At 40.7% G+C, this 21,659-nt stretch carries 18 protein-coding genes and 3 pseudogenes; 12 read left to right on the top strand and 9 right to left on the bottom strand.

Translation table 11 applies throughout. The annotated features are described in order from the left end of the window. Positions 1–80 precede the first annotated feature (80 nt). Entirely contained in the window at positions 81–662 is a 582-nt protein-coding gene (locus DS031_RS14445; RefSeq protein ID WP_113806779.1) for a class D sortase, read from the top strand. Positions 663–756: 94 nt separating this feature from the next. Here DS031_RS14445 and DS031_RS14440 read toward each other — a convergent pair whose 3' ends face one another. Beyond that, entirely contained in the window at positions 757–1,656 is a 900-nt protein-coding gene (locus DS031_RS14440) for a glycine betaine ABC transporter substrate-binding protein (protein ID WP_181833175.1), read from the bottom strand. Between the two features lie 329 nt (positions 1,657–1,985). Continuing rightward, positions 1,986–2,855, bottom strand: a complete 870-nt coding sequence (locus DS031_RS14435; protein WP_113806778.1) for a cation diffusion facilitator family transporter — start codon at positions 2,853–2,855, stop codon at positions 1,986–1,988. A gap of 262 nt (positions 2,856–3,117) precedes the next feature. Between DS031_RS14435 and DS031_RS14430 the strand changes: the two genes are divergently transcribed. The 4 genes and pseudogenes from DS031_RS14430 (at position 3,118) to DS031_RS24195 (ending at position 6,618) form a co-directional block, all read left to right on the top strand. Then, a complete protein-coding gene (locus DS031_RS14430) occupies positions 3,118–3,537 on the top strand; it encodes an organic hydroperoxide resistance protein (RefSeq protein ID WP_113806777.1) in 420 nt (139 codons plus the stop codon). Positions 3,538–3,957: 420 nt separating this feature from the next. Beyond that, a pseudogene (locus DS031_RS14425) lies at positions 3,958–5,335 on the top strand (RNA-guided endonuclease InsQ/TnpB family protein); the annotation flags it as partial. Between the two features lie 275 nt (positions 5,336–5,610). Then, a pseudogene (locus tag DS031_RS24670) lies at positions 5,611–6,171 on the top strand (S-layer homology domain-containing protein); the annotation flags it as partial. A gap of 18 nt (positions 6,172–6,189) precedes the next feature. After that, entirely contained in the window at positions 6,190–6,618 is a 429-nt protein-coding gene (locus DS031_RS24195; protein WP_245947429.1) for a hypothetical protein, read from the top strand. Positions 6,619–6,638: 20 nt separating this feature from the next. Here the strand turns inward: DS031_RS24195 and DS031_RS14410 are convergent, their stop codons facing one another. From DS031_RS14410 to DS031_RS14390, 6 genes are all read right to left on the bottom strand, one after another. After that, complete coding sequence (locus tag DS031_RS14410; RefSeq protein WP_113806776.1) at positions 6,639–6,833, bottom strand: hypothetical protein; 195 nt, start codon at positions 6,831–6,833, stop codon at positions 6,639–6,641. Between the two features lie 31 nt (positions 6,834–6,864). Next, entirely contained in the window at positions 6,865–7,008 is a 144-nt protein-coding gene (locus DS031_RS23755; RefSeq protein WP_181833174.1) for a hypothetical protein, read from the bottom strand. A 358-nt stretch (positions 7,009–7,366) separates the two neighbouring features. Continuing rightward, positions 7,367–7,822 carry a hypothetical protein gene (locus DS031_RS14405; RefSeq protein WP_113806775.1) on the bottom strand — a complete coding sequence of 152 codons (456 nt, stop codon included), beginning with the start codon at positions 7,820–7,822 and terminating at the stop codon, positions 7,367–7,369. A gap of 11 nt (positions 7,823–7,833) precedes the next feature. Continuing rightward, complete coding sequence (locus DS031_RS14400; RefSeq protein ID WP_113806774.1) at positions 7,834–9,015, bottom strand: YndJ family protein; 1,182 nt, start codon at positions 9,013–9,015, stop codon at positions 7,834–7,836. Further along, positions 9,016–9,690 (bottom strand): DUF4166 domain-containing protein, encoded by a 675-nt coding sequence (locus DS031_RS14395; protein WP_113806773.1) that lies wholly within the window; start codon positions 9,688–9,690, stop codon positions 9,016–9,018. A gap of 70 nt (positions 9,691–9,760) precedes the next feature. Next, on the bottom strand, positions 9,761–10,168 hold the full coding sequence (locus DS031_RS14390) for a thiol-disulfide oxidoreductase DCC family protein (RefSeq protein WP_425451971.1): 408 nt from the start codon (positions 10,166–10,168) through the stop codon (positions 9,761–9,763). Positions 10,169–10,332: 164 nt separating this feature from the next. On the opposite strand from DS031_RS14390, the gene DS031_RS14385 reads away from it, so the two are divergent. The 7 genes and pseudogenes from DS031_RS14385 (at position 10,333) to DS031_RS14350 (ending at position 20,685) form a co-directional block, all read left to right on the top strand. After that, positions 10,333–10,851 (top strand): DoxX family protein, encoded by a 519-nt coding sequence (locus tag DS031_RS14385; RefSeq protein ID WP_113806771.1) that lies wholly within the window; start codon positions 10,333–10,335, stop codon positions 10,849–10,851. 146 nt (positions 10,852–10,997) lie between these two features. Next, positions 10,998–11,534 carry a ribosome hibernation-promoting factor, HPF/YfiA family gene (hpf, locus tag DS031_RS14380; RefSeq protein WP_113806770.1) on the top strand — a complete coding sequence of 179 codons (537 nt, stop codon included), beginning with the start codon at positions 10,998–11,000 and terminating at the stop codon, positions 11,532–11,534. A gap of 218 nt (positions 11,535–11,752) precedes the next feature. Beyond that, entirely contained in the window at positions 11,753–12,844 is a 1,092-nt protein-coding gene (locus DS031_RS14375; RefSeq protein ID WP_113806769.1) for a sensor domain-containing diguanylate cyclase, read from the top strand. A 364-nt stretch (positions 12,845–13,208) separates the two neighbouring features. Then, entirely contained in the window at positions 13,209–14,405 is a 1,197-nt protein-coding gene (locus tag DS031_RS14365) for a processed acidic surface protein (protein ID WP_113806767.1), read from the top strand. Positions 14,406–14,408: 3 nt separating this feature from the next. Continuing rightward, positions 14,409–15,026, top strand: a complete 618-nt coding sequence (locus DS031_RS14360; protein WP_113806766.1) for a class D sortase — start codon at positions 14,409–14,411, stop codon at positions 15,024–15,026. Between the two features lie 558 nt (positions 15,027–15,584). Beyond that, positions 15,585–15,665: pseudogene (sda, locus tag DS031_RS24665) on the top strand (sporulation histidine kinase inhibitor Sda); the annotation flags it as partial. Positions 15,666–15,702: 37 nt separating this feature from the next. Beyond that, complete coding sequence (locus DS031_RS14350; protein ID WP_342767250.1) at positions 15,703–20,685, top strand: alpha amylase N-terminal ig-like domain-containing protein; 4,983 nt, start codon at positions 15,703–15,705, stop codon at positions 20,683–20,685. Positions 20,686–20,778: 93 nt separating this feature from the next. On the opposite strand, the gene DS031_RS14345 is transcribed toward DS031_RS14350, so the two are convergent. Continuing rightward, positions 20,779–21,462, bottom strand: a complete 684-nt coding sequence (locus DS031_RS14345) for an N-acetylmuramoyl-L-alanine amidase family protein (RefSeq protein ID WP_113806765.1) — start codon at positions 21,460–21,462, stop codon at positions 20,779–20,781. Positions 21,463–21,659 lie beyond the last annotated feature (197 nt).

The following is a 21,659-nucleotide window of genomic DNA, read 5'->3' as shown; positions in this document are numbered from 1 at the left end:
AGGTTGAGGAGGCCTTCCGATTTTTTTAGATTGTAGTAAAATAAGGATAATAAACGAAGGTTTAAGGAGAAAAGGCGGCTATGTTGAAAAAACTATCATTTCTTTTTATCGTGTTTGGTGCTGTTTTAGTAGGATGGAGCGGTTTTGAAATTTGGCAGTCAAAACAGGCGCAGGAGTCGGCATTAAAAGAAGCACAGGCGCTTGTGAAGCAGGAACAGGCTTTCACTGCGGCAGAAGAAAAAGTAACCCTTGAATCGTTTCAGCCGGTAAAGGGAGAAACAATCGGCATTCTTCATATTCCTGCATTAGGTGCCGAACTTCCGATTGTGGAAGGAACAAATCCTGATGAATTAGCAAAAGGAGTCGGCCATTACGCGTCATCTGCTTTTCCGAAACAACATGATCAAATCGTCTTATCCGGCCACCGCGACACCGTTTTTCGGAAAATGGGGGACCTTAAGATTGGTGATACTGTCACTGTTGAACTGCCGTATGGAAGCTTTACGTATATCATTGAAAACACAGAAATTGTTGATGCGGACGATACAACAGTGATCCGCTCAACCGCACCGGAAGAAGTGTTAACCCTCACCACCTGCTATCCGTTCAGTTATGTCGGAAACGCCCCAAAGCGCTACATTCTCTACGCAAAAAGGAACTGAACGAGTGCGTTCAGTTCCTTTTTTATCACCTGTTGTCTTTTCCGCGTGGACAATTAGGGGGATTTGTCTTTTTGCGGGGTCAGACCCCTAATAGCTATTTCACCCACTCATCGACAAGGTCGCGGTTTTCTTCAATCCACTTTTTCGCGCCAGTTTCAGCGTCGCCTTCTTCGTTAATGATGCTCATTAATGAACCAAGTGAGGCGTCATCCATTTGCCAGTTGTTCATCCATGTCACTACTTCAGGGTGATCTGCTTCAAAGCCTTTACGAGTCATATAGTAGATGTCATCTGGATCGCCGTACACATTTTTCGGATCTTCAAGATATTTTAGATCATAATCTGCAAATGCCCAGTGCGGGTTCCAAAGTGTGACAACGATTGGTTCTTCGTCTTCATAGGCTTTGTCAAGTTCTGTCATCATCGCAGGACCAGAGCTTTCAATCAGCTCATAATCTAAACCATATTCAGTGATCGTGTCATTTGTTAAACGCATTAAGCTTGCGCCGGGATCGATGCCGACGATTTGCGCTTCTTCAAAAAGATCTTTATTGTCGTTTAGTTCATCAATCGAGTCGATATTCATATAAGCCGGCACAACAAGACCTAAGCCTGTTCCTTCATACCATGTTTCGTGAAGATCAAGATCTTCTTTGTATTCTTCATAAAGCGGCTCATCTGTAATTGGCAGCCAAACTTCTGCGGCTACATCAAGATCACCGCCGGCAATTCCTGCCCAAACAGGCGATTTTTCCATTGATTTTAATTCCACCTCATAGCCTTGTTCTTCAAGAAGAATTTTCCACATGTTCGTCACGGCAATGTTTTCAGACCAGTTGTTGTAGCCAAAAACAAGTTCGCCTTTTTCTTCCACAGCTTCATTATTATTTTCAGTGTTTTCTCCTGCATTCTCATTTGAACTGCATGCTGCAAGTGCAAATGATAGGGCAAGCAGTAATGAGAGTCCAACGAAATTCATTTTTCTCTTTAACATTTTTTCCACTCCTACTTCATCTAGTAATTTAGTAAATGACACACATGCCTTATTTATTATGGAGTGTTTTGGAAATTTGTACAAACACTGTATTCGATTAAATTTATTTATTTTGTACGTACAGAAAAAATTGAACAAAGTTAACAGCGTGATTCGCTGTTTATTAACGAAATCCTCCTTTATCCTCATGGAGAGCAATAGTTAAGAAACCCCTCTTTAAAAAATAGAAAGGAAGAGACAGAAAGTAAAAGGGGCATTTTATCTATCCTTGGCTGTGGATTCTCTGTTGAAAAATTCAATCGAAACGGTGAGGTAATCATTTATTTCGTTTATGTTGGTTCGATATGAATATGAACATGTTGAATACCGTGCTTTGTCAGCATCCGTTCTTCGATTTGTTCAGTAATGCGATGGCTTTCAACTACATTTAACTCAGGATTTACAGTAATTGTTGCGTCAACAAAAGACTGATTACCGTGAGTGCGGGCTTTAATATCTGTAAGGGCAATTACACCTGGTGTTGCGCCAATTGTTTTTTTGATATTTGCTAATTGTTCTTCATCAAATCCGTCTGTAAGTGTGTAGGATGAATCATGAAAAATTTCCCATGCTGTTTTACAGATAATTATGCCAACTAAAACGGCCGCAATTGGATCGAGCCACGGTAAGCCAAACTGCGAGCCGGTAATTCCAATAAAGGCGCCAATACTCACAAGGGCATCCGAACGATTGTCTTGAGCGGCCGCCATAAGAGAAGAGCTGTTAATTTTTTTTGCAAGCTGATTATTATAGCGGTATACCCCATACATTGCAAGAGCGGAAAAGAGGGCTGTCCACGCGGTAATGATATCAGGAGAGTCCGTTTTTCCATTGTAAAGCGACAGTAACCCTTCAAATAGTACTTGAATGCCAACACTCATCATAATAAATGCGGCAATTAAGGAAGCAATTGTTTCTGCGCGAAAATGACCGTAACGATGGTTATGATCCGGTGGTTTGCGGGCGATCTTCAGTCCAATCAAAACAGCAAGTGAAGCAATAATATCGGTAACATTGTTTAAGCCGTCTGCCTGCAAGCTTTTGGACTGACCGATTATGCCGATAAAAAGCTTCAGAGAGGCTAACAGAAGATAAGCTGCAATACTGATCCAAGCCCCAGTTTCACCCTTTTTTAAGTTTTGATATTCTTCTCCTACCATCGTCCATCCGTCCTTTTTATTTAGGTAAAAATAGCTTACCAAATCGCATTCGTGTGGGTCTATAGAAACATGTTTCGTTTCATTCAGTTATCTTGTAAGGTTAAAAAGATGTTGAGTGTACCCAAATTAAATGGATTGATTCAGATTAATAGAAGAGATAGGTTTAAAAGCTCCTTAAACAAGGGAATGGATACTAGTGAAGAGAGATTTGAACCTGTAGATCATAAAATTTTATTTATAAATAAAAGGAGTGTTTTTTATAATGAGTAATGTTTTATTTACAGCACATGCTGAAGCGACCGGTGGAAGGAAAGGTCGTGTAAAATCCGATGATGGTATCATTGATCTAAATCTAGTGATGCCAACGGAGAAATCGGATGAAAAAGGGACAAACCCAGAGCAGCTCTTTGCTGCCGCTTATTCTGCCTGCTATGACGGTGCCCTAAATCTAGTTGCTTCTAAACAAAAGAAAAACGTAGAAACGAAGATTAAAGCAGATGTGAGCTTGTTGAAAGATGCTGAAGATAATGGCTTTAAAATTGGTGTAACATTAAATGTCGAAATCAACGGCGTCAGCCAAGAAGAAGCCGAAAAACTTGCTGAAGATGCCCATCAAGTTTGTCCTTACTCAAAAGCGACGAGAGGAAATATTGATGTCGAGTTAAATGTTAAAGCTGTATAACTGTTAGCTGGAGTAAAAATGGCTGCCTAGTAAATGGCAGCCATTTTTTGTTGTTGCTGCTTTATATTTGTATGGAAGTCTCAATTTCGAGGTTCTTCTAGTCTAATAGTAGCAATTTCCAAATTCTTAAATACATATATTGGATGTTCGCTGAGCAAGTGTTGATATGGTAACCTAGTTTAAGAGAATAAAAAATACCAGGGGGTTATCATGCTAACATTACAGAGAAGTACATTTGTAGTCATAAGCTGTATTCTATCAAGGATGTTCAGAGTACCCCTTCTTCAAGCGTGAAAACGATAAGGAGGAGGTGAATGGACAGGTCTTCATAGGTCTTACTCCTTATTTTTTAGAAAAATCTTCCTGAACCTTCATTCAAGAACAAATGTTTGGTATAATGACCTTAAAGGGGGTGAAATGATGGAAAAAGGAAAAGAACCACATTATAAAACGCATCAAATTTGGATTAAAAAAGGACATCGGATGTATCCTTATTTTAAAGAAATGGCCCAGAACGCTAAAAACATGACCAACACCACGAACTTTTACATCCGACAAGTGTATACAGGTTTGACGCAGGAAAAAGACCTTCAACCGCTGCAAAAAGAAGTCCTAGAAATCATTGAGAAAAATCTTGATAAAATGAATGACGTGAAGAAATCCTCTTACTTAAAAAAGACTGAGAAAGAAAAAACAAAACCGAAAGAGCAACAAAAATCATTCACCTGTCATGTATTTGAAGCCCCTTCGAAAGCACATCCTTATGTGGATTACAACTTCTTAGATTGCTTATTTAAAGTGATCGCTCAACACGATTATCGCTCCCTTCCTACGCAAACAAGTCAATCGATTATGAAAACCGTTTTTCAGAACTGGAAATCCTTTTTTTTCGAGTTTAAAAGAGTATAAGAAAAACCCGGCTAAATACAAAGGAAGACCGAGAATTCCTACGTACAGCCGGGCGAATGAAAAAGAAGTGCTGTTTACAAATCAAGATTGTGTGATCAAAGAAAAGAAGTTTTTAAAGTTTCCCAAAACAAAGGAACGCTTAAATATTGGAAAATTAGGGGCTGGGGAAGGAAAGCTGAAACAAGTTCGAGTCATTCCTAAATACGGACAGTATGTTGTTGAATTAGTGATGGATGTTTCGCTGAAAAAGGAAGAATGTCAAGAGATCAACCGTTTAATGGCGATTGATCTAGGAATTGATAACCTTGCGACCATGGTGACAAATACGGGAAGCGGACCTGTATTAGTCAAGGGCAAGCATGTCAAATCCATTAATCAGTATTATAATAAAATGAAAGCTCATTATCTTGGCATTTTAAGACGGGGAAAGCAGCCAAACGAAGGGCCTTTTACGCCAAAACGCTTGGAAAAACTTCATCAAATCAGACATCGTAAACTGAAGGATCTTTTCCATAAAGTCAGCTTTTCCGTTATAAAACATGCCCAAGAAGAGAACATTGATACAATCATCATCGGCAAAAACAACGATTGGAAGCAGTCTTCAAACATCGGGAAATGTAACAATCAATCGTTTGTAAGCATTCCGCACAGCCTGTTCATTCGTATGATTCAATACAAAGCGAAGGAACAGGGAATCAAGGTCATCTTAACTGAAGAATCGTATACGTCCAAAGCGAGCTTTTTGGATGGAGATGAGATTCCAACGTATGGGGAATGCGAGTCAAAGAAGACATTTTCCGGAAAACGGATTAAAAGAGGGTTGTATCGTTCAAAAGATGGCTTCATCATCAATGCCGATGTCAACGGAGCAGCGAACATTTTGAAAAAAGCGTTTTTACGTTTAAAAGAAGAAGCTGTTTTTCATAAAGAAACCATTCATGTATGGCATCCGCAACCAAAAACTGTCTAAAAGAAGTACCGAATGCATGGAAAACATGACAAACGGTATAGAGGGGTTGGGCGTTTTCAGCACGCCGCTGTGTCAACTCCACTAGTGTTAAGCTTGATGGAACTTAAAATGTTTAAGAGCCGTTGAGAAACATTAGAAACCCCCACTTCAACCGTAGGTAAGTTGGGGGAGGTTCATTACTTGCGGCAAGCCTTATTGCGCCAAAAGAGGGATACGCGGTAAGTGAAGCGGATTATACGAATGCAGCAGCAAAGCTTGATACGTATTATCCAACTGATATTGACGGTCATTGGGCAGAAGCTGGTCTTTATATCTTTTTATATGCTGATTTAGTAAAAGGTTATCAAAATGGAAATGGTGAAATTGAAATTCGCCCAAATCAACCGATTTCAAGAGCAGAACTTGTAACGATTCTTGTTCGCGCAAAGCAAATCAGCGCAAACGGTGCGGGTAAATCATTTACAGACGTAAAACCGGGAAGCTGGTATTATACACCTGTTAGTACCGCAAGCGCGGCAAACATTGTCGGCGGTGTAACAGCTGATACATTTGCGCCAAACCGCTATGTAACACGTGCAGAAATCGCGGCTATTATTACCCGTGCGTTTCAATCTTCTGTTGATTTTTCAGGAAATAATAAGTCATTTAGTGATGTAGATGGTCACTGGGCAGCAGCTGATATTGAGGCAGCAAGCCGTGCTGGTATTGTCGGCGGCTATAATGATGGAGCATTTAAACCAGACAAGTCGGCAACACGCGCTGAAGCAATGGTGATGCTGCAGCTGCAGCGTGCGTTAGGTTTAGAAACGAATAATCTGCCGGATGATCAAACATTAATCAATGTTTTGAATGAGGAGCTTAACGATTTTATCAACATTATTAACGCTGGTGATCCTGCAAAACTTGATTCATTAAACGACGAGTACAGTACAGGTTTTTATAAAGCATTATGTGAATACTCAGATTTAAATTTTAAAGCTTATGCTGAAGAAGGTTATACGGTGGAAATGAAGCTAAAAGGTACACTTTCCACAACTGTTGGTGAAAAAACAAATTTATTTGCTGAAGTTAATCAGCAAAATGCTGTCATTGATGTAACGATTAAGGACGGCAGCACGATTATTGATCAGTTTGAAGAAGATACAAGCGGATTATATTTATTAAAACGTATGCCGGATGACGCTTGGAAAATCTTCTATTAAACAGCAAAGAAACTAACTGCTTAAACAGCAGTTAGTTCTTTTTGTGCTTCTTTCTTTTTCATAAACGTTTCTTTACTCATATATTTATCGAAGCCGCGCTTTTGCACTTCTTCCCATGAAAGATCAAACATATTAAAGGTAGATACTTCGCCATGGGAGGCGATAACCTTTTCGTTTCTTTTATTCAGTTCAATGTTTAATTTTTTTAAGTCCATGTTGATCACCCTTTTTAATAGAATAGTAAGTTTAAACGAGAATTTTTTTTACATGACTGCACGATTCACAGCGGTAAATATGTACGCTTGTCGCGTGAGTTCCTTTGTAGGTTCCTTGAAACCGGTGATTATGCCCTTGCTTGATTCGGCATGTTAATACTTGAAGCCATTTCATGTTCCTTCACTCCTTGTTGTTAGTAGATCTGTTTTCGGAACCCCTTACATTTATCTTAAAAGTGTCTCTGTTTTTGAATAAGCGCAGTGCAGTCAGTTCATCATTTTCATTTTAAGTTAAAAGCGTTTCGTGGAATCGTTTGCTTTTTTTATAATTTAATAAATTTTTAGAATATCGTCAAGGGTTTCATCCAAATATTTGAAAATGTTACATAAGACGACATAGTTAGACAGCATCTTTGTCGGGGTCTGACCCCGCAAAAAGACATTTACTCCATAATGTCCATATAGAGAGGACATTAACTAGTTATCAATCAATCTAAAAAAGATAAAAACCATCAACGTATGATGGCTTTTATCTATTGTCTGCGGTGAATATGATAGGTAATTGAGAGAAACTTTTTCCGAAACAGCCACATGGTATGCACGGCATGAAGCCCTGCATCATCATTTTTCCATACATGAAAATGCTCCTGAAGCGGCAGGCGGACGGTAAAGCGTTTTGTATGAAAATAAATGCCTTCATCACCACCACATGGCAGCGAAGAAAGCGTTAAGCCGTTTCCTTTATCATGATTTAGGGTTAACACACCAGTCGTATTGCCAAACGGAAGCGGAAGCGCGATGTTCATATACGTTTCCCGATGAGAAGTGTGGGTGGAATATGCTGCCGCAAAAATTGCTTTTCCACGTTCATTTGTGCGAATCCATGCTCGTACGTTTGTACGGCCGTCTTGTTGATCGGAAACGGCAATCATTCTGCTGTGCATTGCACCGTTTTCTTCGCCGTGTGCAGGAAGATTAATTTGCTCCACCTTCCCGCTTATTACTTTATAAATGCGAGAAAGCGGGCGAAAGAGGCCGTACCATCTTGTCTCAGCATCGAGTTCATAATCAAGCGTATGCTCATAAAACGAAACAATTTCAGGATGAAGCTGGCAGGAGTAAAGTCTTCCCGCTTATAAAGCGAAAAATCATCGACTAATCCACTTGATGCTGGGCGCTTTTCATCATGAAAGGAGTGCCGTTCAAAAAAGTTAGCGCCAATCTTCCAACGGCCAACGATCTTACTGTGCGGGATGCCGTATGAATGAGACTTCATCTGCGGCCGCACGAAAAGCCAGGCAAACACACCGCAAAATACAAAGCCAACCGCATTCCCAATTCCATGAAACAGCACCATCGTTGGAATGCTTACAAACTGTATGTTCAGCATGCGTCCTAATCCGTATAAAAATGAAAAGCTCATCGTTAGCATTAGTGAGCCGCTTGAAAGAACAAGCAGCACTTTTGCAAAACGATTAACTCGCAGTTTCATTGTTTGATAGCTGTATAAAAATAAACAAAATACAAAAAGGACAACAGCACAAAACTCAAGAACGCGTGAATATGTAATGCCAGTTGCAACAAGCATTGGACTTGCGATGATGCCGAGCGTTGTGACCTTATACAGATTTGTCTTCTTCCCAAGCATTCTCCCAAGCATTCCTGCAAAAATCGGTGCAGTAAGGGCTGAGAAGTGAAAGTGAATCGCTGTTAACAAAATAATGGTATCACTAAAATCGAGCACAACACCACCAAAGCGATAAAGCGCGAACCATGCCCCGCCAAGCGCGAGATAGAGAAGCCCGCAGTCAACCGTAAGCTCTTCGACTGAGGAAATTCCGCGTTCAAGTAAGCGTAAGAGCCCGTACAGTGCGGTGACAATTGTAAAGATGAGCCAAGGAAGAGACAGGATGCCTGCAGCAAAACCTTGTGGAAATATAAAGGACAAGGATGCAAAGAGGGCAGCGGGAAGCTGAAGTGTGAGTGCTAGTTGATAGCTTTGAAACAATAAGCCGTCCCGTGTTTTCGTTTCTGTGAGCATTACCGTCAGCGGTACGGTGACGAAAAAGGCGAACAATAGCAAAGTTTCAATTAATGTTAGCTCGATAATCATACTGATAAAAAGCCAAACAAAAGCACCGATTAAACTGTTTCTAATTTCTGTTTTTTGCATCACCATCATCTATTCTATCCGCGTCTCTCTCATTGGCTTCACGCCGCTTGGAATTTCCTCTAAGTCCACATATTCGATCTCGAATGTGCCGCTGTAGCTAAAAATCGTTCCAAACAGTGGATTTTTTACATGAACTTCAATAAAAAAGCATTCCTTCTCGTCATCATACCATTCCGTCACCTCAGCAAGACCGGCAACTAGATCTGGTATCGGAAGAGCAAATTTTCCTTTTATAAAGCGGAGCGAACTTGACTGCATGTGAATGCCGCCGTTTTCAGTAACCGTGAGCCAAATATCTGCCGCAAGCTCTTGAATATTGCCGAGGTAATCAACGATACTTCCGCGCTCATTGCTGTAAATCATGGTGGCATCAAAATGGCGGACCGCTTCTTGAAATTGGAATTTGCGAATCCAGGCGACTGTTTCTCGGCCGAACGCATCTTGATAGGCATAATTTTCAAGAGTAAAAGGAATGTTTTCACCGCGCTCTGTAAAGGTAAGCTTTCGTTTTTCGCCAAGCTTTAAAAACGGCTTCACCAATGCGCTGCCGCCTGCTATTTCCGTCATCACGCCGCGGCTGATCGCTGCTTTATTTTGTGCGCTGTGCAGAGCGAATTTTTGCTGCAGTTCAGGGTGAAGCTTTTGAAAATCTGTTCCGAGTGCTCTTTCATAAATCGATGTCATCTTATCACCTTTTTCGTTTGCAGTTTCGTGCAGAAGGCAAGTCTTTAAATGGAAAGGAAACTCCCTTCAGTTAATCTAAAAAGCGCTTTTTCAGCTCTGGTGTTGGCATCATGCAGGTGTCACGTTTTCTGAACAGTTTATAGCGGTTTTTTGCAATGAGATCATAGAGTTTATCGCGAATTGGTTTTGGGAGGATCATTGCCGCAAACAAAAGCTGCCATAATCCACTTAAACGTTTCACTACAAAAAGCGCTGCTGTTGATTTCGTATAGTATGTATCACCCTTCACATAGACGAAGCTGTTAAAATCGTCTGTTGGCAGCGCAAATTGTTTCAACAGCTGCTGTCCTGCCTCAGATTGGAGGGAGGCAAAGAGAAAGTGTTCCTTTTTATCGTGTTTGATCACAAATTGGACAATACCGTTGCATAAGTTACAAACCCCGTCAAATAGTAGAACCGGTTTGGTCATTGTCATCATCCCTTTCTAAAAGGATCTATCTGTTATTGTCCATTTTATCATTCTATGAAAATTAAATTTAAAATATGTGATGTTTTTCACATAATCTTATTTTAAATTATTTTATTCTGTAAGTACAGGGAACAACTCATATGTTTCCTAATCCAAAAAGGCGGGTGAGAAAGATGTTTGTAAAGTTCTTAAGAGAAAATCAATTGGCATCTTATTTTCTTCTTGTTGTTCGTTTGTATCTTGGTTGGGAGTGGATGACCTCTGGTTGGGGCAAAATTAGCGGTGGTTTTGAGGCTGGCGGCTATCTGCAGGGCGCGGTCCAAAAAGCGGGAGGCGATCATCCTGCAGTTCAAGGATGGTGGGCTGATTTCTTAACTGGAGTTGCTGTTCCAAACGTTGATTTATTCAACATTCTTGTTCCATGGGGAGAGTTTTTCGTTGGAATTGGATTAATTCTTGGCACATTCACAACGTTTGCGGCACTAATGGGCGCTGTGATGAACTTTGCATTCATGTTCTCTGGCACAACAAGCACCAACCCGCAAATGGTCCTGCTTACAATGTTTATATTGGTTGCAGGCGCCAATGCCGGAAAAATTGGTTTTGACCGCTGGATTATGCCGCTGCTGAAAAAGGGACGGAACCAGCTCCATGTTGTAGAGAATAAAAACAATCATCGTCCAGTAGGCTAGGTCGCCTGCTTATCATTTCACAACTTTGCAACATTTCAGCTTAAAAGAGTGATCAATCTCACATTATTTTCATAAAATTTCCCTTATTATTTAAGTAGAAGGAAAACAAATCTTTCCTTGTATGACTAACTAAAGGAGTGGCCGATATGAATATCATTATCCACAGCAAAAACATCGATCTAACAGACGCAATGAAAACGTATGTGGAAGACAAAATCGGTGAAGGTATTGCTCATTATTTCAATGAAACAGAACATACACCCATCTATGTGAACCTATCAACATTTAAAAATAATCACTGCATCGAAGTAACCGTGCCATTAGGAGATCTGACCATTCGAGCTGAAGAGAAAACAGCCGATATGTACAAATCAATTGATCTTGTTGAAGAGAAGTTAAAACGGCAAATCCGCAAATATAAAACACGGGTAAACCGCAAAATGCGTAAAGAACAGCTCTATGTCCCACTCGAAACGATCGCAGAGATTGATGCAGACAAAGAAGAGGTTGTTCGCCTTAAGAAATTTGATATTAAACCGATGAGTGTCGAGGAAGCGATTTTGCAGATGAACTTATTGGATCATGATTTCTTCGTTTTTAAGGATGCGGATACGAACGAAATGAATGTCCTCTACAAGCGAAAAGATGAATATTACGGTTTGATCACTTCTGATGCCGTATAAAGTTAAACAGTAAACAAAGCGTGTGAATGCAAGTGAATTCACACGCTTTGTGTTTTTTGGATGAGCGCTCAATATACAGTATACCAAACGTAACTTTAATGGAATATTTCCCCCTAGCTGATCTTCCTAGGATTTAGTTGAATCACAGCGTATTTATCGTTACAATTATTTTATGAAAATATAAATCATCGATAGTTTCTAGCAAAGGGCGGATATGCTTGGGCATCTGGTCTAAATCAATTTTTATTTTAATCGCTGTTGCAGTCATTAAGTTAAGCGAATTTTTCTTTTTTCAAAGACTCGTAAATCAATTATTCGGTATACCATTTACATATGCAGAGGAAATAGTTGATATAACAATTTTACTTTTCATTCTTGTCCCGCTTATGGCCGTCTTTTTAAAGCAAAAACATACCCTTATCCAGTCTGCGCGGGCATTAAAGGAATCTGAAGAGAAATACCGCAGTTTAACAGAAGAAGCGGCAGCTGGTGTATATATTTTTCAAAACAATAAGATTGTGTATGCGAACAGCCAAATGGAGACAATATCAGGTTATCGAAAAGAAAAGCTTTATACAACTAATTTTCTAGAATTTATCATACCAGAAGACCGTCCCCTTATCTCAAATAGTGCTCGTAAATTACTCGGCGGAGAAGCATCAAGCTTAACCTCTCACTATAAAATTTTTCATCAAAAAGGATATTTAGTTGATATTGAAGTCCATTCTTCTGCTACAACGTTTAATGGAGAACCGGCCATTTTTGGTACCGTTATTAATATTACCGAGCGGAAGAAAGCCGAAGCAATCATGGAAAAGCGAGCAGCCTATGACGCGCTGACAAGTTTAGCGAACCGGCAGTTTTTTATCGAGCATCTAACCGAAAAAATTCATAAATCAAAAAAGCTTAATCAATCTTTTACCGTCATGTTTATTGATTTAGATGGTTTTAAATTAATTAATGATACATTTGGACATGATTTAGGAGATGTATTGCTGCAGGAAGTAGGAGAGCGAATTAAGAGCACCGTTCGCAGTCAAGATGTGGCGGCCCGTTATGGTGGAGATGAGTTTGTTATTTTATTTCCTGACATCACGAGCAAAGAACATGCCGCACAAGCAGCAAAAAGATTGATTGAAGTTCTTAATGAAGCATATCTGGTTAAAGGGAAAACGCTTTCTGTTGGTGCGAGCGTTGGCATTTCTTTTTTCCCATCTCACGGAGAAACAGCGGAAGAGCTTTTAAAGCATGCTGATCTTGCTATGTATCAAAGTAAAAAGCAGGGGAAGAACACCTACAATTTTTACTAGGGGTCAGACCCCGCAAAAAGACAATCCCCCCCAATTTGTCCATTTTGAAAGGACACTATCTTCATTAATAGCAGCGGTCCTATATATACAATTCCATTAAAATCCTGTATTAGAATGAAAGGAGCGAATAAAGGTCGCTCCTTTTTGTACGCCGTGATAAAATCAAACATTTCCCTGAATGTATCTCTTTCTCTAGGTGATATTTTACAAATTGTTGCTCCTAAACGGTTATATTTCAACACTGTTTCTTTTCCATAAAATAGCCACATAAATCCACTAAAAAACCTATTCCTAATTTCTTCAATAAACTGTATAATTCATCTATTATTTATAAATTTTTTACATTAAGGAGAAGAACTAAACAATGAAAAAAATACTTGCATCCGTACTAGCAGCTGTTATGATGGTCACAATTTTTCCGGCGACAATGTTTGCCGCTGTTGATCAAACAGAACTTACGGCCTATTTAACTGAAATTACAATGACAGAAGAAGAGCTTGTCGAGTATTTAGCGTTTTATGATTATCCGCTCGAAGATTTTGAGTCGGTTGAGGAGCTCCGTGATTTCCTCGGTCCAGTCGTTACAGAAGAAACACTGAATGAGCTGCTTCAAAACTATGAGTTAACGAAAGAAGAGCTGATTGCGCTTCTTGTGGAATACGGGGAATTAGAAGAAGGCGAAGAAATTGCTGATGCTTTCAAGTTTATTAGTGATCTTGATTCGGCGGTTTACTTCTATTTAGAAGAGCAAAATTACACACCGATTACCGATGAAAGTTTGCAACAGCTTTTAGATGAGTATGGGTTAACGAAAGAAGAACTTGAAGCTCTTTTAAATGAGTATGAAGATAGTCTCGAATACTATGAATATATTGAAGAGCTTGAATATGCGTTGGATTTTTATATGAACTATGACGGGGAACTTCCTGATATGTCGGAGTTCTTTACAGAATTTGGACTAACAGAAGAAGAGCTTGACGCATTATTTACTCATTTTGCGGAGGTTATCGAAGGAAATGAAGAAGCTTTTCTTGATCAGATGCTTGCCTTAAACGACAGAATGATGAAGTTTGAAAACTTCGATAGTGCTACAGAGCTTTCGGCAGCAGACATTGCTGAACTGCTTTCAATCTATCATGAAGTACTTCAGCTTTCTCAATTGAAAGTGAAGTTTTATCTTGTAAAAGATGGAAAGAAAGAGCCGCTGTCATTAGAAGCATTAATGAAAATCGACTACCTTGACGGCGCCGATCTTCTTATCGAGCTTTATAACCTTCAAGGTGAGTTTCTTGCGGATCTTGTTTTAACGGCGGAAATGTTTGATTCTGAGCTTTTAAAAGAAACAGGGGAAGATTTAGCTGAAACGGTTAAAGTGGTGGAAGAAGTGAAGGAAGCGAAAGAAGCACCAAAACAAGCAAATAAAAAGCCGCTCCAAAAAACCGTTAAAGGCGGCAAGCTTCCAGATACAGCATCAGATTACGTGCAAAACATGCTGATTGGGCTTTTACTCATCGCTTCAGGTGTCTTTCTTTACCGCAAATTAAAAGTTAAAGGTGCATAATCGATGAAGAAGAAACGCTATCTTGTCCTTTTCCTAAGCATTGCCTTAATCGGCGGCGGAGTCTGGTTTACATCAACAAATGCTTATAAATTTCTTGCCGGCTATTTTTTATTTAAAACTGGCGCGGTACAAGCAGAGCAGGAAGCAGCAAATGAGTCTGTAGAGCCTTCTATAAAAAAGGTAAAAAAAGAAACATCCGCTCTTTATGAGCGCCGCCCTGAAAAAGGCGAAGAAATCGGGACATTAACGATTCCAAAAATCAATGCTGTGCTCCCGATCGTACACGGCACAGATGAAGACGAGCTTGAAAAAGGAGTCGGTCACTTTGCCGGCAGCGTCTTGCCTGGTGAAAATGACAACACCGTCCTTTCCGGCCATCGCGATACCGTGTTTCGAAGACTTGGTGAAGTAGGCGTAAACGACATTCTCATTGTGAAAACAGCGGCAGGAGAATTTACGTACAAAGTGCGAAAAGTGCGCATCGTTGACCAAAACGACCGTACCGTCATCGTCCCAAAACCAAAAGCAACGTTAACCGTCTCAACATGCTATCCATTTGATTTTATCGGTTCAGCACCAGAACGTTATATCCTTGTTGCTGACTTAATTGAAGGGGTCTGACCCCGCAAAAAGACAAACATCCCTATTTGTCCACCTGAAAAAGACAAACACCTAAACTTATTCAAGAAATCGAAGTTGTCTCACATAAGAGGCAACTTCGATTTTAGTAATAAATCACCTTAATCAGAATCACCATGATAATCCAAAGCGGAATGGAGAGAAGCACACCGTTCAGAAAGCCTTTAAAGAAATTCATCCCCAACAATCCCCCTTATTGTTTTTACATAGTGTATACACAAATCTACTATTTCATTACTAAACTATTAGAAAAATCTATTTTTTATAAAAAGCCTATTGCGTTTTTATAAAAGTTATGACAAGATAATAAAAGTGAAACCGTTTGCATTAAAACCCTCCCTTCATACAGACTAAAGCCCCCATGCTAAAGTTGCACAGCTTTTTATGCAACTTTGTGCAAACGGTTTCCTTCGCTAAATTGTACAATCTATCAATTAAGAAAGGAGCTGAGCAAAAGGGAAAAACATTTCTTAATAGAGGATGTGACAAATTACTAAAATCAGCAGCACCCTCTTAATCCACAGTTATTAAAAAGCAAGAAGTTTAAACCTTGATCCAGATTTTATAAATTTATTAAAAGAAGAAATCGTACGCAGAGGATTACTGTATCACTTTCTTTGAAACAAATAATAAAAACCAACCAGGAGGGAACCACCACGTGAAAGCGAAACAACAAAAGCGGCTATCACTCTTTGTAATTGCGACACTTTTTCTACAGTTTTTTGCAGGCATTATGCCAACTCATGCAGCTGAAGCAGAACGAAATGTTGTTCTTGTCGGAAGCCTTCAAGATGAACTCGGTCACAGCGGCGAATGGGACCCAGCGGCAGAAGCAACAAAAATGACACACGTAAGCGATAATTTGTATGCGCTTACCGTAACACTTCCAGCTGGAGAGTATGAATACAAAGTAGCAATCGGCAGCTGGGATGAAAACTACGGCGCAGGCGGCAAAGACGGCAGCAACTTGAAGCTCTCTCTTTCAGAAGAAACAGAAGTAACATTCTACTACCACGACACCACACACGCAATCGCAGATTCTACATACTACAAACCAATTCCAAAAGAAAAACAGCCACGACTTGCAGGAGATATACAGCCGGCAATAAATGCTGGAAGTGCTTGGAGTCCGAGCGAATCAACAGCACTTTTTACTGACAACGATTTTGACAACGTTTACACTTACACAGCAGCAATACCAAAAGGAAACTATCAATATAAAGTCGTGCTTGGAAACGACTGGGGTGAAGAATACCCAGGCGATAACGCAGCACTTACTGTACTCCAAGACGAAGACATCACATTTTTCTTTAACAACAACACAAAAGAAGTAACAACAGACTACAATCCAACTGGCTCTGATAATGCGATCAAACAGAGCGCTCTTTATCATGACACATGGGACAGCGCGTACCGCATGCCGTTTGGTGCCGTAAGTACAGGTACAAACGTTACGTTAAGAATTTCCACGGAAAAAGGCGATGCAGAACGTGCAAGCGTTTTGTTGAAGAACTATAATACCGGTACATCTAAGCTCGTATCGATGAAAAAAGCGGGCACACAAAACAACAAAGACTACTGGGAAGCAAGTGTAACCCCTGGGGAAAAAGGCGTCTACGGCTATAAGTTTATGATCGGAGACGGCAGTGTCCAAGCTGAATACGGTGAAGACACAGCAGAAGGCCATACTGGAAAAGCCGTTGATAAAAACGCTGAGCTCTTTCAGTTAACCGTATTTGATCCAGGATTTGAAACACCGAACTGGATGAAGGAAGCCGTTGTCTATCAAATTTTCCCTGACCGCTTCTATAACGGAAATCCTGAGAATGATGATAACAAGGAAAATGCCCGCGGCGAGCAGCCGATCGAGCGTCCTGAAAGCTGGGAGTCACTTCCCGACAACCCGCGCTTAAGCTCTGAAGCGAATTACACGGGTGACGGCCACTGGGGTAATGATTTCTTCGGCGGTGACGTCAAAGGTGTTCATGAAAAATTGGATTATATCGAATCGCTTGGTGTCAATACGATTTATTTAAACCCAATCGCACATGCGGCATCGAATCACAAATATGATGCAACAAACTGGAAAGAAATTGACCCGATGTTTGGTACGCCGGAAGAATTTGAAGCGTTTACGAACGAGCTTGAAGCACGCGGCATGCATCTTATTTTAGACGGGGTATTTAACCATGTTGCCGATGACTCGATCTATTTTGACCGCTACGGCAAATTTAAAACCGTTGGTGCCTATGAATATTGGGCAAAAATTTATGACCTGATGAACGATGAAGGCTTAACAGAAGAACAAGCAAAACAAAAAGCAGAAGAATTTTTCATTAAGGACGGCCAAGTTTTCAGTAACTACGGCTTTCACAACTGGTTTAACATCAAAAATGAAAAAATCTCTGACAGCAAAGAAAGCAAAGAAGGCGAAACAAACGAACGCTATGATTACCAAGCATGGTGGGGCTTTGACAGCTTACCAGAAATTAAATCGATTCCAGGTGATGCAGTTGGTTACGATTCCGAACTAAACAACAAACTTTTCGCCAATTACATTATGTATGAAGACGATTCTGCGGCAAAAGGCTGGATCACAAACGGTGGCTCAGGCTGGCGTTTAGATGTTGCCAATGAAGTGGATATGGAATTTTGGCGCGAATTTCGTAAAGAGTTAAAAGCTGACGATATGACAGGGGCCGGCGCCACTCTTAAAGAAGGAGAACAGCCGTTAATTCTCGGGGAAATTTGGGATGACGCGTCTAAATATTTCCTCGGTGATCAATATGATTCTGTTATGAACTATCGCTTTGAGCGCGCGGTCATGAGCTTCTTAAAAAATGGAAACGCCTCACAAACCGATGCCGAGCTTACAGCGGTCCAAGAAGATTATCCGAAAGAAGCAGCCTATGCACTTATGAACTTAATGGGCTCACACGATACACCGCGTGCGATCTTCTTACTTGGTGGCGGTACAGATTCGTATGAGCGCGCTGAATTTGATCCAAATTACAACCATGAGCTTGGCGTAAAACGATTAAAGCTTGCATCGATTTTCCAAATGGGTTATCCGGGTGCACCGACTATTTATTACGGCGATGAGGCCGGCGTTACCGGTTCTAAAGATCCAGATGACCGCCGCACATACCCGTGGGGCAATGGAAATCAAGACTTAATCGCCCATTATCAAAAAATTGGTGCTGTGCGTGAAGCGAACAGCAATCTCTTCGCTTACGGCGATCTTGAAACACTTTACGCGGACGGCGATGTATATGTTTATGCAAGAACGAATGACGAAAAAGCGGCAGTTGTGGCAATTAACCGCGGCACATCGGCACAAACTATTGAATTAGATGTAAAAGGCACACTGAAAAACGGTATCAAATTAAGTGATGCACTTAACACAAATTACAGAGTCACTTCAGGAGACAGCAAACTAGCAGTCGAAGTCCCGGCAATGTCTGGGCGCATGTTAATGAGTGATGATAACCAAAATCTAGCCCTTCCAGCTGGTGTTGCAAACGTAACGGCAGAAGCGGGAACAGGTGAAGTTACATTATCTTGGACAGGTGCTGCTGCAAAGTACAAAGTATATCAGTCAAATCTAAAGGGTGCGCTTTATGAAGAAGTAACAGAAACAGCTGATCCAACAGTAACGATTGACAGCTTAACAAACGGCACGCCGTACTTTTTTGCAGTCACTGCAGTCGACGAAAATGGCAATGAATCAATGCTCACAGAAACAAAAGAAGCGGCCGTACCACACTACAAATGGACAGATGGCAAGTATTGGCTTGGAAATGTAACAGCACTTGATACACAAACACTCGATCTTTCAGTCTCACACACAATTAGTGCTGAAGTATTTATTGAAGGAGCAACAGAAAAAGGGCATGCAGAAGGATTGCAGGCAGAAATGCAGCTGAAAGCACCGAACGAAACAGAATGGCAAGCACTAGATGCGGCTTATGTTTCACAAAACGGCAATAACAATATGTTCAGCGCCTCATTCCGTCCGCTTGAAACAGGTGATTACAGCTATCGCTTCCGTTTTACAACCGATAACGGCGCAGCATGGAAAACGAGCGAAGAAAAAACAGTTACATTTACGCAGGATGCTGAAGACACAACAGCACCAGCATCAGCAGTAACACTTGACAAGCCTGTACAGGAATCAGGCCGAGTGAACTTAGCTTGGAGCTTAGAAAACAGTGATCAGCCGTTTTTAACGGCAGTAGAACGCGACGGCGAGCTGATTACGCTTATTGAAGATCCTGCACAAACAGCGTTTACTGATTATGAGGTCGAAAACGGGAAGAACTACACGTACCGCGTCACTGTATACGACCAAGCAGGCAACAGCATGTCATCAAATGAAATCAGCATCACACCTGACATTGTCATGGTTGAAGTCACTTTTAAAATGCACGCCCCAGCATACACACCGTTAAACACAAAAGTAACCATTCCAAACAGCTTAAACGGCTGGAGCACAGGTGCATGGGAAATGTCTCGTAACGGTGCGGTGACACCTGACTGGGAAATCACGAAAGAACTTCAGGAAGGCACTGTGATCACGTATAAATACGTAAAAGGGGAATCATGGGATCAAGAAGGCCTTGCCGATCATACTCGTAACGATAAATCTGATGATGATATGAGCTTCTACGGTTACGGTGCAGAAGGAACAGATCTGCAGGTTGTTGTTGAAAACCAAGGGAACAACAAAATGGTGATTAATGACGAAGTACTGCGCTGGATTGACCAGCCTGTTGTCATTTCAGAGCCTCAGGACGGTGCAGTCACTGACCGTGACAGCATCACTGTCAAAGGAAACGCGATTAAAGAAGGTGTTCTTACGATTAATGGTGAAGCAGTAACAATTAATAATGATATGACGTTCAGTCATAATGTGAAACTTACAAATGGCGAAAACAACATTAAAATCACCATCGAACCGTCCGCAGAAAACAAAGAAACAGTCTTTAATAATAGCGGCGATGTTATTGCTAAAAATACGAAAGAATACAATTTAACAGTAACGTCAACGGCAGGCGGCAGCGACAACCCTGGCGATGATAAAACCGTGACATTTAGCGACATCAGCTCACATTGGGCAAAAGCGGAAATCGAAAAGCTTGCCTCAAAAGAAATCATCAAGGGCTTCCCGGACGGTACATTTGCCCCAGAACAGTCAGTGACACGCGCTGAGCTGTCCGCGCTTCTTATTCGTATACTTGGTCTTACAGAAGGAAAAGGTGACAAGCTAACATTTAAAGATGTAAAAGGCGATGAATGGTTCGCAGGCGCACTGCAAACAGCAGTTAACGCTGGACTTGTCGACGGCTTTACTGATGGAACATTCAAGCCGAACGAACTTGTAACAAGAGAACAGGCAGCATCGATGATTCGTGAAGCAATGAAATTCGCAAATTATGATGCAGCAAAGCTTGACACAGCGAAGAAAGTGGACAGATTCAAAGACAGCAGTGACATTGCCAACTGGGCAAAAGAAAACGTCGAAATCCTTCTTCAAGCAGGCATGATGGAAGGAAACCCAGACGGCAGCTTTAAACCAAAAGCCCACACAACCCGCGCCGAAGCAGCTGCAATTCTAGCAAACTTCTTAGCGAAATCTTAATAAAAAAGAACCATTCCTATTTGGGGTCAGACCCCGCAAAAAGACAAACACCCGATTTTGTCCATCTTAAAAGGACAAAATCGGGTGTTTAAGCTACACTTTCTCAACAACAATCGTTTTGGCTGTTTTTAAATGACGTCTCACTTCCTCGAGTACATTTTGATTCTCGGCATAAGAGCCAACTTGAACACCGTCTACAATGACGCGGTGAATATCTTGTTGTGGGTTGCTTTTTAAATCAAAGACCTTTACTAAACCATTTACATGTCCTTGGGCAACTTTTTGAAGCCAGTTTGGATCTTTTAATTTTGCGGCATCACTATCATTATCAATAAAACCATTCTCTGTTAACAGAGCAGGCATCTTTGTTTCGCGCAGCACGTGGAAGTTTGCCTTCTTCCTGCCGCGGTCAAACAGGTTATTTACTTTCATAACCTCTTCATGGATAATATCTCGGTATTCTGCTGTTTCCGATGCATTAGATAAGCTGTTATGGATGAAGTCTTCATAACCATTTACAGATCCATTGTAACCATTAATATGAATCGACAAGTAATAATCGGCGCCCCACGCATTTGCTTCATCTGTCCGTTCTTCTAAACTTCGCGCAACATCACTCGTTCTGCTCATCATTACTTTAATATCTGGATAGTTATTTACAAGAAGATTTCGAATACGAAGCGCAATATCTAATGTAAGATTCTTCTCCTGCAGCCCATTCCCAACAGTACCCGTATCAGAACCACCATGGCCGGGATCTAAATACAGTTTGAACATATTTTTCACCTCTCTTATAATCAAATTATTCAAAACCAATTAAAGAGGTATAGACGAGTCCCTAACCTTTAAACTATAAAACCTTTATTTTGGATATTTTTATAAATAATACAAAAAATCCCCCTTAATTGTAATAATTTCCGTAAAAATTCGACCGAATTGCAGCAGCAATTAACGGAAGAACCGTTGTATCGCTG

Origin of the sequence: Bacillus taeanensis, assembly GCF_003318295.1 — a bacterium.
GTDB lineage: Bacteria > Bacillota > Bacilli > Bacillales > UBA6769 > Maribacillus > Maribacillus taeanensis.
Note: the sequence above shows the minus strand (reverse complement) of the source record. Positions and strands in the feature narration are given on the sequence as shown.